The organism is Haloterrigena salifodinae (assembly GCF_003977755.1).
Classification (GTDB): domain Archaea; phylum Halobacteriota; class Halobacteria; order Halobacteriales; family Natrialbaceae; genus Haloterrigena; species Haloterrigena salifodinae.
In genome coordinates this window covers 97,259-111,660 of the sequence record NZ_RQWN01000001.1, presented here as the reverse complement: position 1 = coordinate 111,660, position 14,402 = coordinate 97,259, and the positions used below count along the sequence as shown (strand labels likewise).

At 65.1% G+C, this 14,402-nt stretch carries 11 protein-coding genes and 1 pseudogene; 6 read left to right on the top strand and 6 right to left on the bottom strand.

All coding sequences use genetic code 11. The features are described 5' to 3' along the window. Nucleotides 1-65: 65 nt before the first annotated feature. Together EH209_RS00565 and EH209_RS00560 are read right to left on the bottom strand one after the other, a co-directional pair. Nucleotides 66-1,322, bottom strand: coding sequence for a M14 family zinc carboxypeptidase (locus tag EH209_RS00565; protein ID WP_126661064.1), 1,257 nt, complete (start codon nucleotides 1,320-1,322; stop codon nucleotides 66-68). A 108-nt stretch (nucleotides 1,323-1,430) separates the two neighbouring features. After that, nucleotides 1,431-1,727: a hypothetical protein gene (locus tag EH209_RS00560; protein ID WP_126661063.1), complete on the bottom strand. Its 297-nt coding sequence runs from the start codon at nucleotides 1,725-1,727 to the stop codon at nucleotides 1,431-1,433. Between the two features lie 95 nt (nucleotides 1,728-1,822). Between EH209_RS00560 and EH209_RS00555 the strand changes: the two genes are divergently transcribed. Beyond that, nucleotides 1,823-3,238: an FAD-binding oxidoreductase gene (locus EH209_RS00555; RefSeq protein WP_126661062.1), complete on the top strand. Its 1,416-nt coding sequence runs from the start codon at nucleotides 1,823-1,825 to the stop codon at nucleotides 3,236-3,238. Between the two features lie 31 nt (nucleotides 3,239-3,269). On the opposite strand, the gene EH209_RS00550 is transcribed toward EH209_RS00555, so the two are convergent. Both EH209_RS00550 and EH209_RS00545 read right to left on the bottom strand, forming a co-directional pair. Next, complete coding sequence (locus tag EH209_RS00550; RefSeq protein ID WP_126661061.1) at nucleotides 3,270-5,159, bottom strand: histidine kinase N-terminal 7TM domain-containing protein; 1,890 nt, start codon at nucleotides 5,157-5,159, stop codon at nucleotides 3,270-3,272. A 125-nt stretch (nucleotides 5,160-5,284) separates the two neighbouring features. Then, on the bottom strand, nucleotides 5,285-6,976 hold the full coding sequence (locus EH209_RS00545; protein ID WP_126661060.1) for a thiamine pyrophosphate-binding protein: 1,692 nt from the start codon (nucleotides 6,974-6,976) through the stop codon (nucleotides 5,285-5,287). Nucleotides 6,977-7,150: 174 nt separating this feature from the next. Between EH209_RS00545 and EH209_RS00540 the strand changes: the two genes are divergently transcribed. Beyond that, nucleotides 7,151-8,017, top strand: coding sequence for a UbiA family prenyltransferase (locus EH209_RS00540; RefSeq protein WP_126661059.1), 867 nt, complete (start codon nucleotides 7,151-7,153; stop codon nucleotides 8,015-8,017). A 31-nt stretch (nucleotides 8,018-8,048) separates the two neighbouring features. On the opposite strand, the gene EH209_RS00535 is transcribed toward EH209_RS00540, so the two are convergent. Continuing rightward, nucleotides 8,049-8,306, bottom strand: coding sequence for an amphi-Trp domain-containing protein (locus EH209_RS00535; RefSeq protein ID WP_008895135.1), 258 nt, complete (start codon nucleotides 8,304-8,306; stop codon nucleotides 8,049-8,051). Nucleotides 8,307-8,444: 138 nt separating this feature from the next. Between EH209_RS00535 and EH209_RS00530 the strand changes: the two genes are divergently transcribed. Both EH209_RS00530 and EH209_RS00525 read left to right on the top strand, forming a co-directional pair. Then, nucleotides 8,445-10,571, top strand: a complete 2,127-nt coding sequence (locus EH209_RS00530) for a hybrid sensor histidine kinase/response regulator (protein ID WP_164721975.1) — start codon at nucleotides 8,445-8,447, stop codon at nucleotides 10,569-10,571. A 153-nt stretch (nucleotides 10,572-10,724) separates the two neighbouring features. Beyond that, the gene (locus EH209_RS00525) at nucleotides 10,725-11,015 is read left to right on the top strand and encodes a hypothetical protein (RefSeq protein WP_126661057.1); all 291 of its coding nucleotides are present in this window, start codon (nucleotides 10,725-10,727) and stop codon (nucleotides 11,013-11,015) included. Between the two features lie 1,231 nt (nucleotides 11,016-12,246). On the opposite strand, the gene EH209_RS00520 is transcribed toward EH209_RS00525, so the two are convergent. Next, nucleotides 12,247-13,425, bottom strand: a complete 1,179-nt coding sequence (locus tag EH209_RS00520) for a redox-regulated ATPase YchF (protein ID WP_126661056.1) — start codon at nucleotides 13,423-13,425, stop codon at nucleotides 12,247-12,249. A gap of 142 nt (nucleotides 13,426-13,567) precedes the next feature. On the opposite strand from EH209_RS00520, the gene EH209_RS00515 reads away from it, so the two are divergent. Continuing rightward, the gene (locus tag EH209_RS00515) at nucleotides 13,568-13,939 is read left to right on the top strand and encodes a 2Fe-2S iron-sulfur cluster-binding protein (protein WP_126661055.1); all 372 of its coding nucleotides are present in this window, start codon (nucleotides 13,568-13,570) and stop codon (nucleotides 13,937-13,939) included. Between the two features lie 145 nt (nucleotides 13,940-14,084). Then, nucleotides 14,085-14,294, top strand: a pseudogene (locus tag EH209_RS24495) (DUF2267 domain-containing protein); the annotation flags it as partial. Between the last annotated feature and the right edge of the window lie 108 nt (nucleotides 14,295-14,402).

Genomic DNA, 14,402 nt, shown 5'->3' with positions numbered 1-14,402 from the left:
TGTTCTCGGTCAGCCGCGCGCTCGACCGATCGCGGGACGGTGGACGTCTCGATTCACGTTCGACGTCACCGCTCGGGTCGGTCCTGTAGGGAGTCCAGACAGAGCAGGCCCACGCGGGCCTGGATCGCGACGAGTTTCCAGATCGGGATCATCTCGTAGTCGAGTTGTGTTCGAATATCCTCGAGTCGCTCGAAGAAGACGTCCTCGAGCGCGGCTTTCGTCTCCGCGAGCGTCTCGCGAGCGTCCTCGTCGGCGCTCATCGCGGCGCGGTCGATCGATCGTACCAGCATCCCCAGGTACGTCAGCAGGTGGTACTGCCTGAGGAAGTGCTCGTCGACGGCATCGGCCCCGTCTCGCATCGCCTCAAGGAGCGTCTGCCGTTTTCGCACACCATCCTGGATGACGTCCGCGCGAGTGCGCTCGAGTTCGGTTCGGTCCTGTATCTGCGGATCGTGGAAGTACGGCAGTTCGACGACGAGTTCGACGACATCCTCGTTGAACCGGGTGGCGTAATCGTAGGCGTTGCCGCCGAGGAGCGCCGCTTCGGGATCGACGTCATCTTGGTCCTGAACGTCGTCGAACTGATCTGCGAAGGTCGGGAGCCGATAGACGACGTCGTCGAACGCCTCCATCGCGAACCACTCGGGTTCGCCCCGGTGGAGCGGAACGTCGTACTCTCCCGGGAGCGATGAGAGCGCGTCGTAGAGCGGTTCGAGGGGTTCGGAGAGATAGTAGTAACAGCCGCCGAACGCGGCGTTGTGGAAGCTGTAGATGAACTCCGGGCGGAGGGTCTCGATCAGGTCCATCAGCGCCCGCGTCCCCGGCGCCGGATCGTCGAAGGCGTAGCCCTCGCGTTCGACCGGGAAGGTGGCCTCGACCTGCTCGTCCGGCGGCGTTCGGTAGAAGTTCTGCGCGTAGTTCGAGAGCGTGAACGGGCCGTCGAACCAGCCTTCGTTGAGACGAACGCCGTCTGGATCGGCGACCGGCAGACAGACGAATTCGTAGTCGAGCGACGCCCGTAACTCGTCGTTCGTCGCGAGTTCGTGGAGCAGGAAGTCGATCGTCATCGACCCAATCGGTTCGTTCGGGTGGGGCGCACCGAACAGGAGCGCGCTCCGGTCGCCGTCGCCGACGGTGACCGTCCACAGCGTCTCGCCGTTCGCGCTCTCGCCGTGTTCGTCGTACTCGAGGTGGTCGTGCTCGGCCGCGAGCGCCCGGTCGCGGTCACGGTGTTCGGCCACCGTGAAGAACGATTCGTAACGCGGGATCGCGCTGTCGATCCATTCAAACGTGCGCGTCGGCGCCGACGGAGGAACTGTCATATACCAGCCATTTCTGCGCGTCCCGAAATAAATGCCGCCGTCCATTCTATGGAAGAAAGAATCGCCGCGTCGCCCGGTCGGCTCGCGTCGCAACGGGACTGAACGCGACTATGAAGGCGTCGCTCCGTCGTCCTCGAGAATCTCCGTACAGACCTCCTTTGCCGCCTCGAGGTGATCGTCGGCTTCCTCGTGGCCCGTTTCGTCGACTTCCCCGAGCAGGTGCTGGACCTTCGCGACGCGCTCGAGGGTCGTCTCTTCGTCGAGGTCGCTCGTCGCCACGTCGCGCGCGACGGCTTCGGCCTCGCCGAGCCAGCGGTTCGCCGTCCGATCGATCGGCAATTCGGCGGTCGCCTCGAGGTGTCGGTGGAGTTCCTGTGCCCGTTCGCGAAGCGACTCGTCGGTCATACGCACCGATACGGCGGGGAGTCCCGTAGTGGTATCTTTCGGCAACTCTCGAAACGGTGGGAAACGTTGATGCGGATAGTGGATAATGGGCTCGTATGACACACGACTGCTCGTTCCTCGAGGATCTCGACCTCGCGGACGATCAGGTCTCGTTCGCAGAGGGACGCCGAGACTCGCACGCGACCGATTTCGGCACCGAGCAGAGCGGCGGCGTGTTCCCGGACGCGGTCGTCTACCCCGAGCGCACGGCTGATGTCTCAGCCGTCCTCGAGGCCGCGACCGAGCGCGGCGTTCCCGTCACGCCCTACGCGGCCGGCACGGGACTCGAAGGTAACGCTGTCCCGGCCCATGGCGGGATCAGCCTCGATCTGACGCGGATGGACGATATCGTCGACTACCGGCCCGACGACTTTCAGATCGACGTCGGACCCGGGATCATCGGCTCGGCCGTCGACGAGCATGTCGCACCGGACGGTCTCTTCTTCCCGCCGCTGCCCTCCTCGGGTGACATCTCCACGATCGGCGGGATGATCGCAACCGACGCCAGCGGGATGCAGACGGTCAGGTACGGCGAGGTCGCCGACTGGGTGCTCGGCCTCGAGGCCGTCCTCGCTGACGGCACCGTCGTCGAGACCGGGTCGCGGGCGAGCAAGACCTCGAGCGGCTACAACCTGACCGACCTGCTCGTTGGCAGCGAGGGGACGCTGGCGGTGGTCACCGAAGCCACCCTCCAGTTGTCGGGCCGGCCGGAACAGATCCGCGGCGGACGGGCCATCTTCGAGACGCTCGAGGACGCGGCCGAGGCCATCTCCGAGGCGGTGCGCACCGAGGTCGACGTCGCCAAGATCGAACTCGTCGACGGGCTGAGCGCCCGGATGGCAAACCGCTACCTCGGCGGCGACCTCCCCGACGCGCCGATGGTCTTCCTCGAGTTCCACGCTAACCACGGGATCGAGACGGAGATCGACCTCTGCCGGACGATCTTCGAGGGCTACGGCGTCCGCCAGTTCGAAGTGAGCGCCGACGAGACAGCGATGGCCGATCTCTGGGAGGCCCGCCGGGAGCTGGCGTACGCCATGCGGAACTACGAACCGGAGCTCCGGCCGCTCCACCCCGGCGACGTGACGGTGCCGATCAGTTCCTACCCAGAGATCGTCCGCGAGGTCAAACGGCTCGCCGACGAGCGCGACCTCCTCGTCCCCTGTTACGGGCACGCGGGGGACGGCAACCTCCACTACAGTCCCCTCGTCGATCCGGCCGATCCCGACCAACTCGAGCGGGGCGAACGGGTCTACCGCGAGGTCGTCGAGCGGGCGATCGAAATAGGCGGGACCGCGACCGGCGAACACGGCATCGGTCAGGGAAAACGGAAGTACCTCGAGCCGGAACACGGCGCTGGCGCCGTCGACGCCATGCGGTCGATCAAACACGCGCTCGATCCGACGGGGACGCTGAATCCGGGCAAACTCTTCCCGGAAACCGAAGACGGTGAGGGCGTGCGGCGGCCGTAGCGCTGACGGCGAGGGCTCGAGTCGCCGCCCCTCATTCCTCCTCGGTCGCCTCGACGAACTCGACGCCGGTAATCTCGAATCGCGCGCCGTCGGCGTCGATCGCCGCGATCGACCAGCCGTGGTGGTCGACGATGTCGGCGACGATCGACAGTCCGAGCCCCGTTCCCCCGTCGCCGGTCGTGTATCCCGGCTCGAAGAGGCGGTCGGGTTCGTCCGCGAATCCTCGACCCGTGTCCGCCACGTAGAACCCGTCCTCGAGCGCGCCGACGGTGACGGTGACGGCGCCGCCGTCGCGTTCGACCTGCTGGCGAGGCCGCGACTCGAGGGACGCAGAGCCGTGCTCCACGCGATCCTCCTGAGCGTGCGAAGGAGGGTTCGTCGAACCGTGTTCCACGCTGTCCTCGGGAGCGTCAGCGACCGAGGGCTCGGAAGACGCGGAGCGTCTTCCGGTGTCCTCCTGAGCGTGCGAAGGAGGACTTGTCGAGCCATGCTCGACACTGTTGCGAAACAGGTTCTCGAGCAACTGGCGGAACTGCGCGGGGTCGGCGCGGATCGTCCGGTCGTCGGCGACCGTAAGCGCGGCGTCGCCCGTGTTGACTGTCTCCCAGGCCGCCCTCGCCGCCGGCCCGAGGGCGACCGGTTCGGGCTCGAGGGCGGCCTGCCCCTGGCGGGCGAGGGTGAGGACGTCGTCGATCAGTTCCTCCATCCGCTCGTGAGACCGGGCGATCGTGCGGACGTGCTCGGGATCGTACTCCTCCTCGAGTAACTCGAGGTACCCCTTCGATACCGTCAGCGGGTTGCGCAGGTCGTGACTGACCACGCTGGCGAACTCGTCGAGCTTTCGGTTCTTGCGCTCGAGTTCACGCTCTCGTCGGACGCGGTCGGTCACGTCGTGGACGACGAGCGTCCAGCCGAGGGGGCCGCCGCGGCCGTCGATGGGCGAGGCCGAGAGCTCGTAGATGCGACGCTCAGCGCCGTCGTCGAGCGAGAACTGGCCGTCGTGACCGTCGCCGTCGGGGGTTGCATCGATTACTGCGTCGACGTCGACCGTCGGAACGACGTCGTCGACGGGGGTGCCGACGAGCGCATCGCGGTCCCGGTCGAAGAGCCGCTGTGCGACCGGGTTGCTGTCGATGATCCGCCGGTCGGCGTCGACGACGAGCACGCCGTCCTCGAGGTTGGCGACGACCTCGTTGCGCGCGATCGGCGCGAGCTCGAGCAGGCGGTAGCGGTAGAGGCCGAACGTGATCGCGAGCCCGGTGATCGTCAGTCCGATCGGGGTCGTCCCGATGATCTCGAGGGACGAACTCGCGACGACGGCCGACGCCCACGGAACCGCCACCGCGACGAGGACGGCGATCCCCTGCCAGCGGTGGAGGCTGTTGCTCCGGACCGCGACGTCGAGGACGATGAGAGCGGTGGCCGCGAGACAGAGCGTCGCGTACGCGAGGTGGACGAACAGTCCGAGATTCGGCTCCGCGGTGGCGACCGTCGCCGGACTGGCCCACGGGACGTTTAGCGGGACCGCCGCCTCGATCGGCGGCTCCCACAGGACGCGGGTCCGACCATTGAGCGCCAACAGGCCGATCATGACCAGCGGCTCGAGCGCTAACAGCCCGAATCGGCGACGGGTGAGCCAGCGGTCCCGACCCGTGTACTCGAGGGCGAAGACGAGAACCAGCGTCGGGATGAGGGCGGCAGGGACCCACTGGAGGTCCGCCCAGTGGGCCTTCCAGACGAACGCCGTCGACTCGATCTCGAGGACGTGCGTTCCCAGCCAGAACGCGACGCTCGCCATCAGCGCGGAGAGGGGGACCGAACCGGCGGTCGGACGCGACCGCCACGCTGCGACCGCGGTCCCGACGGCGACGGCGAGGGACAGCAACAGCACGATGCTGTACGGGTTGATCATCCAGCCCATCCGTGATACCTCTCTCTGCACCAACGACGTTCAAGTGTCTACCGGCCTACTGTTGAGAGACCGATGCAGCCGCCCCTCGATCGGCCGTCGTCCGTCCTCGAGGGTCCGGCCGTTCGGCGCTCGGCTCAGTCGTGGACCAACACGTCGAGGACGTCTGGGCCGTCCCGGGCCAGCGCGTCCGCGAGCGTCCCGTCGATTTCGTCGGGAGTTTCGACGAGTTCGGCGCTGGCACCGTGGCTCTCGGCGTTTTGCACGAGGTCGACGCCGGGATCGAAGTCCATGCCGACGAACTCGTAGTCCTCTTCCTCGCCGCCCATGAGGTGGAGGGTGTTGTCCTTGAGGATGCGGTAGTTGCGGTTGTCCGAGATGACGACCGTCAGGTCCAGATCGTAGCGGGCGGCGCTGTAGATCGAGTGGGGGTAGTACTGGTAGGAGCCGTCGCCGATGAAGCCGACCACGTCGCGGGGGTCGTCCCGCTGGGCCTCCGCGACGGCCGCGCCGACCGCCGCCGGGAGCCCGTAGCCGAGGCCGCCGCCCTTGTTCGAGATGTACTGCTCGGGCGCGAACTCCCACCGCGTCAGCATGGCGTACTTCGAGGTGACGCCCTCGTCGACGATGGCGGCGTCGCCCGCGACGCGTTCCATCGCGTCGACCAGTTCGGCCTTCGAAGCGCGCGGGTCGTCCTCGCCGTCGCCCTCGCCGTAGTCCGACATCTTGGCCGCGACCAGTTCCTTCACCTCGGCGACCGACTCGAGGCGGTCGGCCACGACGTCGTCGGAGAGTTTGCCCTGCACGCGCTCGGTCAGTTCCTGCATAACCAGTCCGGGGTCGCCGACGACGGCCGCGTCGGCGGGCTGGTTCTTCCCGACCTCCCAGGCGTCGTCGCTGAGGTGGATGCAGGTCGTGTCGGGATCGACCAGCGCCTCCTCATGGCGTGTCAGCGTCGTGTTCGTCGACACGCCGGCGAAGCAGATCGTGTCGGTGTCCATCAACGTCGCGGCGGCGTCCTCGCTGGTCGGCAGGTAGGAAACCCACTGGTCGTGGTCGGTCGGGAAGTCGACCTCGCAGGAGAGGATCTCGCCGTGGACGCGGGCGCCGGTCGCCTCGGCAAGTTCGACCGCCGCGGCGACGGCGTCGGCGCCCGAGCGGGCGACGTGGTCGCCGACGACCAACGCCGGATCGTCGGCCTCGGCCAGCAGGTCGGCGGCCCGCTCGAGCTGTGCGGGGTCGCCGCTGCCCGCGTTCGGGATCGGGCCCAGCCGCTCGGGCTCGGCGTCGGTCTCGGCCATCGTGACGTCGAGCGGTAACGCGAGGAAGACCGGCCCGGTCGGGGGCGTCATCGCGACCCGGAACGCCCGTCGCAGCATCGTCGGTAGCGCGGCGACGTCGAGCACCTCGTCGGACCACTTGCAGAACTGGCGAGCCATGTCGGCGAGTCGACCCGAGAGGATCGGCTCCTCGTGGCGGAAGTCGGTGCTGTGGTTACCCGCGGTGACGACCAGCGGCGCGCCGGCAACCTTGGCCGCGTAGAGGTTCCCCAGTCCGTGAGCCAGTCCGGGCGCAATGTGGAGGTTCGCCACGCCGACCGGCGTGATCGAGTCGTCGTGGTGGGCGTGGTACCGACGCCGCTGGGCGTAGCCGCCGGCCATCCCGACCGCGATGTCCTCGTGGAGCCCGAGCCGGTACTCGAGGTCGCTCTCGCCGATCGCTTCCACGATCGGCAACTCCGTCGTTCCCGGATTCCCGAAGACGTAGTCGACGCCGTAGGACTCGAGCGCGTCCGTGAAGAGATCGGCTCCGGTATACCCCTCTGTCATGCCTGTCAGTGGCACGGGACGGCACATCAAACTGTGCGTTACGGAGCGACGCGCCGGTTGCGGAGAGTACCGGCCCGAATTCGCGGTGAGCGTATCTGGAGTTCAAGGGCACCCGACCCGCAGCGAACGGCGTGCCGGCCCGGGTATTATACATCAGTTCGTTGTCGCTCGAGTATGGCCCTCGCGAGAACCGGCACGGGCCCGCGAGCGACGGCGCAAGCGTTCCTGTCACAGGTCCACCCCGTCTTCATGACGCCACCGGTCGCAGCGGCGCTGTTCGGTGCGGTCCTCGCCGGGCGGATCGAGGCGACGCTCGCGGCGATCCACGCCGTCGCGATCTTCGCCGCGGTCTACACGGCTCACGTCAAGGACGGCTACGTCGACTTCCACATTCGCGGCGAGGACGACGAGCACCCGCTGACCGAGCGAGGGTGTCGTGTAGGTCTAGCGCTTTCGACGACGGTCTTCGCCGCCTGCTGCGTGCTCCTGTGGGCGCTCGTCGATCCGACCGCGGTCGCCCTGACGCTGCCCACGTGGCTGATCGCCTACCACCACGCGCCGCAGTTGGACACGAACCCGCTTACCGCGACGACCGGCTACCCGCTCGGGATCGCCCTCGCGATCCTCGGCGGGTTCTACGTGCAGGCCGGGACGATCAGCGGCGTCGCGGCGGGGTTCGCCCTCGTCTTCCTCGTGCTCCTGTCGGGGATCAAGGTCATCGACGACACTCAGGACTACGACTACGACCGGTCGATCGAGAAGCGTACCGTCGCCGTCGCCGTCGGGCCGGACCGCGCGTACGCGCTGGCCTACGGGCTGATGCTGACGGCCTTGCTGGCCGTCCTCGCCTTCGCCGTCGCTCGCGTCTTCCCGCCGACGACGGCGCTGGCCGCGCTCGCTTTCGGCGCGGTCGCGCTCGTCGCCCGCCGCGCGGATCCGACCGTCGCCACGATGTTGCTCGTTCGGGGCTCCTACGTCTTCCTCGCCGTGCTCGTCACCGCCGTCTGGTTCAAGCCGCTCGCCGGCATCGGGTTCCCGTGAAGAAATTGTGACGAGTCGGCGACGGCGCCGCTTACCCCTCGTCGGACGACTTCGGCGGCTTCCAGTCCATTTTGAGGGAGATCGTTTCGTGCGAGCCCCGCAGGATCGACGACCGCTCGCGGACGCCCAGTTCGTAGGCGATCGACTGCGACGGCCGGAGGTCAACCGTCTTGTTCCCCGTCCGGACCGACGCCGGGCCGTCGCCCTCGAGTTCGTCGGCCAGTTCGCGGAGTCGTTCGGCGACCTCGTCGCGTGTGAGTTCCTCGGCGGAAAGGGTCTTGTCCACCATACGGGACTCTCCAACGAATTCCGTCAAAAACGATGTGCCTAACGAGGTTGACCTCGAGTCGCGGGGCGCCCGGAACCGTCAGTCGAGCCTCGGAGGGACGCCAGAACAATTTTGGTATCGAAGTCGTGTGCAATGGTAATGGGCGATACCGTTCGGATTCTTCTCGTCGACGGCGATCCGAGTCTTGCCGAGTTAGCCGCGACCGTTCTCGAGCGGGAGGACGACCGGTTCAGCGTCGAAACGGTCGCCGGCGCCGGAGAGGGCCTCGCGTTCCTCGCCGACCACGAGGTCGACTGCGTCGTCTCGGACTACGACATGCCCGGTCGGGACGGGATCGCGTTTCTCGAGGCCGTCCGCGCGGACTACCCCGACCTGCCGTTTCTCCTGTTTACGGGCAAGGGCAGCGAAGCGGTCGCCAGCGAGGCGATTTCGGCCGGCGTCACGGATTACCTCCAGAAGGAGTCCACCACCAGTCAGTACGCGGTGCTGGCAAACCGGATCGCCAACGCCGTCGAACAGTATCGAGCGAGACGCGCCATCGAGGACGCCGAGCGGAAACTCTCTCAAATCGCCGAGAACACGAACGACGTGCTCTTTCTGTTCGACGGCGACTGGAGCGAACTGCTGTTCGTCAACTCCGCGTACGAAGCGATCTGGGGCCGGCCGATCGACACCCTTCGGGAGGATTCCGAGTCCTTCCTCGACGCCGTCCACCCCGACGACCGGGAGCGCGTGCGCCGGTCGATGGAGCGACTCTCGAACGGTGCGGAAGACGAGATGGAATACCGCGTGGTTCGCCCCGATGGCGAACGGCGGTGGGTTCGCGTCGAGACCAAACCGGTCTTCGACGGCGAAACCGTCTCCCGAATCGTCGGCTTCGTCCGCGACATCACCGACCGAAAGCGACGCGAGCGGGAACTCGAGCGGACGAGCGACCTCCTCGAGAAGACCGAACGCATCGCCGACGTCGGCGGCTGGGAGCTCGATACGGACACGAGGGACGTGTTCTGGACGGACCACCTCTTCGAACTGCTGGGGTACGACGAGGTGCCCTCGCTGGAGGAGGCCCTCTCAGTCTACCACGAGGACGACCGCCCGGCCGTCGAATGCGCCGTCGAAGCGGCGCTCGACTACGGCGACCCCTTCGACATGGAAGTGCGGGCGCGACGACCGGACGACGAGATCTGCTGGCTTCGCGTTCAAGGCGTTCCGACAGTCGAAGACGGGACGGTCGTCACGCTCCGCGGCGCGGTTCAGGACATCACCGACCGAAAGGAGCGCGAACGCGACCTCGAGCAGGCCCGCGCGGAGTACGAGGAACTGATCAACGGGATGAACGATACGGCCTGGGTTATCGGACCCGACCAGACGTTCCTGACGGTGAACGACGCCGCCGTCGAAACGCTCGGCTATTCGAAGGCGGAACTGCGTTCGATGCGCCCGCATGAGATCGACGCGGGCCTCGACGACGAGGAAGTCACGGCCCTCATCGAGGAGATGCCGGAGAACGAGGTGCAGGTCTTCGAGACGGTCCACGAGACGAAGTCCGGGGAAACGTTCCCCGTCGAGATCAGTTCCAGTATGATCTCCTACCGGGGGGAGACGGCGGTGTTGAGCATCGGACGGGACATCTCGAGTCGCAAGGAGCGCGAGGAGCAACTGGCGGAGTTCGCGTCCGTCGCGAGCCACGATCTCCGAAACCCGCTCACCATCGCTCAGGGCCGACTGGAACTGGCCCGGGAGGACTGCGACAGCGAGCACCTCGACGAGATCGGGCGGGCCCACCAACGGATGAGCGCGTTGATCACGGATCTACTGTCGCTGGCCAACGACGGCGAGCGAATCGGGGAGATGGAACCGGTCGCCCTCGACGCGTTCGCCCGGTGCTGCTGGGACCACGTCGCGACCGCCGAGGCGACGCTCGTCGCCGATCTCGACCGGACAATTCGGGCCGACCGAAGCCGTCTCCGGCAGCTCTTCGAGAACCTCATGCGGAACGCGATCGAACACGGCGGCGCGGACGTAACGGTCGCCGTCGGCGGACTCGAGGACGGCTTCTTCGTGGAAGACGACGGCGACGGAATCGCCGAGACGCAACGCGAACGAGCGCTCGAGTCCGGCTACTCGACCGCCGAGGACGGAACCGGGTTCGGCCTCTCGATCGTCGAACAGGTGGCCGACGCCCACGGCTGGGACGTCCGCGTGACCGAGGGCGCCGACGGCGGCGCGCGGTTCGAGATCACCGGCCTCGAGCGAACCGACTGAGCGGAGACGGCGGACGGGATCGGCGGGAAGCGAGAACAGGGCTGTCGATTGAGGGTCGTCCGTGCCCGCGATACCAATCACTGGTACTGAGTAGTATTACAGCTATAGAGCCCTCACACAAGATGTGTGTTCACTGAATTGTAACTACGATCGATGCCCACCCGGTTGGACGTAGTCGCAGTCGCCTGTCTCTCGGGCGGACTGCTTGTAGCAACCCTTATCGCCCTCTCGTTCCCCGAGTTACCGGTCTCGACGTGTACCGATATCGGGTACACCGGCAACGGGCCGCCCGACGGGTTCGAGTTCTACGAGTTTCACCGCGGCTGGATGGGCTACTCGCCGGACGGGGGCGTGAATCGATGCGATACGCCGATCGTGGCGATCGCAGTTGCGTTACTCGGTATCGGGAGCGCGAGTCTCGGTTACGACCGTTGGAGGCGGTAACGGGGTCCGCTGTACTGATCGCCGCGTTCGGCTACAACTGGGAAACGAGAGCGGTTACGTGTTCGTCTCCGCTTAATTCGTGCTCACGATCTTGATCACCGATACTGAGTCAACACAGTGTACACAACTCATAAATTTCGATCTACGCTCGACTGACTTTCGTGCTCACTATAGTTACAAACGAAATGGTAATGGAGAATTTGTCAGTAGTTTCAAAGATACGTAACACCGACTAAGCGACATTGTGAAGTTGTCTGTTGAAAAAACGAAGTTTGGATGTGGAAAATGTTTTCTCTCCCTCAATCATATGAGGAAATATGACTGTTTCGCGTCGGGACAGAATTTTAGTAGGCTCGGGCGTGATAGCCATTTCAATCGGGGTATTCCTTCCGTGGCTGAAAATTAACCCGAACCTCCCCCCAGACGCTAAAGTACTGTCTGTCCAGAATTACATGAACGCAGGGTTTTCGACGTTTGATTGTGCCCTGCTCGGTTTAGTTGGGCTTGTTCTCGGCTTCCGTGTAGTCAGTTCACACGAGCGGTTAGAAACTGCACTTACACTTCTGACGGGTATTGGAACGGTGGTATTTTGCGCGCACTATCTATCCGGTTCCTCACTCACTGGATTTACTACGATGTTCGTTCCCGCACTGGGTTGGTATCTCACTATTCTCGGCGGAGCCCTACTGACTGCCGCCGGAGGACTTCGATTGCCGTCAATAATTCGAGCGACTGAAACGACGACACTGATGGACTAATTCTCTGTACTGACCACCTCACTCGGTTAAAGCACAGAGAAAGATAACCGTACTAATTTGTACTCACGATCTTGATCACCAAAACTGAGTACACACAATGTACACAATGTATAGACTCTATTTCGACTCGGTCTGACTTTCGCGATCACTACAGATGCGTATTTACCGAATCGGAATCTTTGTAACAGAGAATTGTAATTAATTCACTTATGAATAGAACAGATTGGTTTCTCGCGCTCATTACTTTTTTATTGGCTATAATCACTCTTGAAACCGCCACAGTCGACACGAACCAAATCTTTCGAGATATTGGTGGGAGTGTCTCTCTATTGGTGATCCTTCTATTACCGCTCTACCTTCTTGCCCACATCGTGATGGACCATCATGATGGGCCGGACTGGTAATTGAGTCCTCCGTACTGACCGCTAAGCCCAATTAAATAAAAAGCGGAGGGCATATCTATTAGTATTTTGTCAGTTAGTGCTCACGATCTTGATCACGTCGCTCTCCTCGAGTTCGTACTCCTCGCCGACCTCCCGGTTCGTCTTCGCGTTGACGGCGTGGAGGTAGCCGTCGCCGATGTCGGAGTGGACGGCGTAGGCCAGATCGACGGGCGTCGAGCCGTCGGGCAGCAGGAAGGCGTCGGGCAGGATGTTGCCGCTCCCGTCGGACCACTTCGCGGCGTCCTCGACCGGGTAGGCGGTGAGGTACTCGAGCAGGTCGTAGACCGCGTAGTTCAGCGCGCCCTGGACGCCGGTGCCGCCGTGCTCGGCCATCGTCTCCGCTAAGTCCTCGAGGGCGCCGCGTTGGGCGTCGTTGACGTCGTCGCCGAGCGCGAGCGTCTCGTCGCCGGGGTCGTAGTCGACTAGCCCGTTGTCAGCGGCTCGGCGGAGCGCGAGTTCTCCCTCGGCGGTCGTGGGGATAACCGGCTTATCCAGGTCGAGCAGTTTCTCGACGTTCTCTTCGGGGGCGACGTCGATCTTGTTCGCCGCGACGACGATCGGTTTGGTTCGCTCGCGGACCAGCCGCGCGAGTTCCTCGCGGTGGTCGTCCTCCCACTGGATCGGGTCCTCGGGATAGTCGAGTTCCCGGAGGACGACGGCGATCTGTTTGGGCGAGGCGCCAAAGCCCGAGAGCATGTCCGCCAGAACGTCGTCGATGTCGAAGTCGGGCGAGCGGGACTTTCGCTCGACGGACTCCCAGTTGCGCTCGACGATGCCCGCCAGCCAGAGGTCCATCTCCTCCTCGACGAAGTCGATGTCCTCGAGCGGATCGTGCTCGCCGATGTCGACGGGTTCGCCCTTCTCGTTGGTCCCCCCGGAGGCGTCGATCACGTTGACGATCACGTCCGCGTTGGTGAGTTCGTCGAGGAACTGATTTCCGAGCCCCTTCCCCTCGTGGGCGCCCGGCACCAGCCCCGCCACGTCGATCAGTTCGATCGGGACGTAGCGCTTGCCGTCCTCGCAGTCGTCGGCGTTACAGCGCTCCTCGCGCTCGAGGCAGGGACACTCGGTCCGGACGTAGCTGACGCCGCGGTTGGCGTCGATCGTCGTGAAGGGGTAGTTGGCGACGTCGACGTCGGCCATCGTCGCCGCGGTGTAGAACGTGGACTTGCCGGCGTTGGGCTTTCCGGCAAGCGCGATCGAAAGCATACCGTTCGGTACTCGCGTGGCGCAAAATTGCCTTTCGGTTGGGAATTCTCCGACGGCGGGCGCTACCCGCCGAGAGGCGTCCGACTCGAGTGACCGGCCGGGGCGACAAAGAACGAAGCCGCTGCGCGTCGTATCGGTCGGCATGCCGACGATCGAGTTTCGCGGACGGGAAATCGAGTGTGAACGAGGACAGATCCTTCGCGATGTCCTCCTCGAAGCGGACGAGTCGCCGCACAACGGTCGCACGAACTGGCTCAACTGTCGCGGGCACGCTACCTGCGGGACCTGCGCCGTCGCGATCGAGGGCGACGCGAGCGAACCGACCACGGCCGAACGGCGCCGCCTCGCGATCCCGCCGCACGATCGCGACGCCGGGCTCCGGCTGTCGTGCCAGACACGAGTCGAGGGCGATCTCGAGGTCCGAAAATACGACGGCTTCTGGGGCCAGCGGGTTCCGGACAGCGAAACATCCGCGGCGTCGGACGACCCGACGGCGCCTACGGACGAGCGCTGAGCGGCCGACCGTCGACTGACGGGATCACGGCTTTCCCCCGACGACGCCCCCGTCGAACATGCAGTACGACGACTTCATCGGCGAAGTCTAGCACCGCGCACAGCTCGACTCCCGAGAGGGTGCGCTGAGCGTTTCGCGGGCGACCTTGACGACCCTTTCCGAGCGCATCCAGCCAGACGACGCCGAGAACCTCGGCGCACAACTCCCCGACGAACTCGGCCGGTTCCTCGAGGAGGTCGACGACGTCGAGCGGTTCGACTTCGACGAGTTCGTCGACCGCGTCACCGAGCGCGAGGAGATCGGCGTGGACGACCAGGCCGACGCCGCCTTCCACGCGCGGGTCGTGATGGACGTCGTCGCGGAGACGGTCACCAGCGGGGAACTCGAGGATATCGAGCGGCAGTTGTCCGAGGACGAGGCTACGATCAGCTGTTCGAAATCGCCGAAGAAGCTGAGAGTCCCG

What these genes read in the sequence shown, in the direction of transcription:
- EH209_RS00530 (WP_164721975.1), top strand. Translation starts at nt 8,445, where the DNA reads ATGGGCGATACCGTTCGGATTCTTCTCGTCGACGGCGATCCGAGTCTT.
- EH209_RS00515 (WP_126661055.1), top strand. Translation starts at nt 13,568, where the DNA reads ATGCCGACGATCGAGTTTCGCGGACGGGAAATCGAGTGTGAACGAGGA.
- EH209_RS00560 (WP_126661063.1), bottom strand. Translation starts at nt 1,727, where the DNA reads ATGACCGACGAGTCGCTTCGCGAACGGGCACAGGAACTCCACCGACAC.
- EH209_RS00525 (WP_126661057.1), top strand. Translation starts at nt 10,725, where the DNA reads ATGCCCACCCGGTTGGACGTAGTCGCAGTCGCCTGTCTCTCGGGCGGA.
- EH209_RS00545 (WP_126661060.1), bottom strand. Translation starts at nt 6,976, where the DNA reads ATGACAGAGGGGTATACCGGAGCCGATCTCTTCACGGACGCGCTCGAG.
- EH209_RS00535 (WP_008895135.1), bottom strand. Translation starts at nt 8,306, where the DNA reads ATGGTGGACAAGACCCTTTCCGCCGAGGAACTCACACGCGACGAGGTC.
- EH209_RS00565 (WP_126661064.1), bottom strand. Translation starts at nt 1,322, where the DNA reads ATGACAGTTCCTCCGTCGGCGCCGACGCGCACGTTTGAATGGATCGAC.
- EH209_RS00520 (WP_126661056.1), bottom strand. Translation starts at nt 13,425, where the DNA reads ATGCTTTCGATCGCGCTTGCCGGAAAGCCCAACGCCGGCAAGTCCACG.
- EH209_RS00555 (WP_126661062.1), top strand. Translation starts at nt 1,823, where the DNA reads ATGACACACGACTGCTCGTTCCTCGAGGATCTCGACCTCGCGGACGAT.
- EH209_RS00540 (WP_126661059.1), top strand. Translation starts at nt 7,151, where the DNA reads ATGGCCCTCGCGAGAACCGGCACGGGCCCGCGAGCGACGGCGCAAGCG.
- EH209_RS00550 (WP_126661061.1), bottom strand. Translation starts at nt 5,159, where the DNA reads ATGGGCTGGATGATCAACCCGTACAGCATCGTGCTGTTGCTGTCCCTC.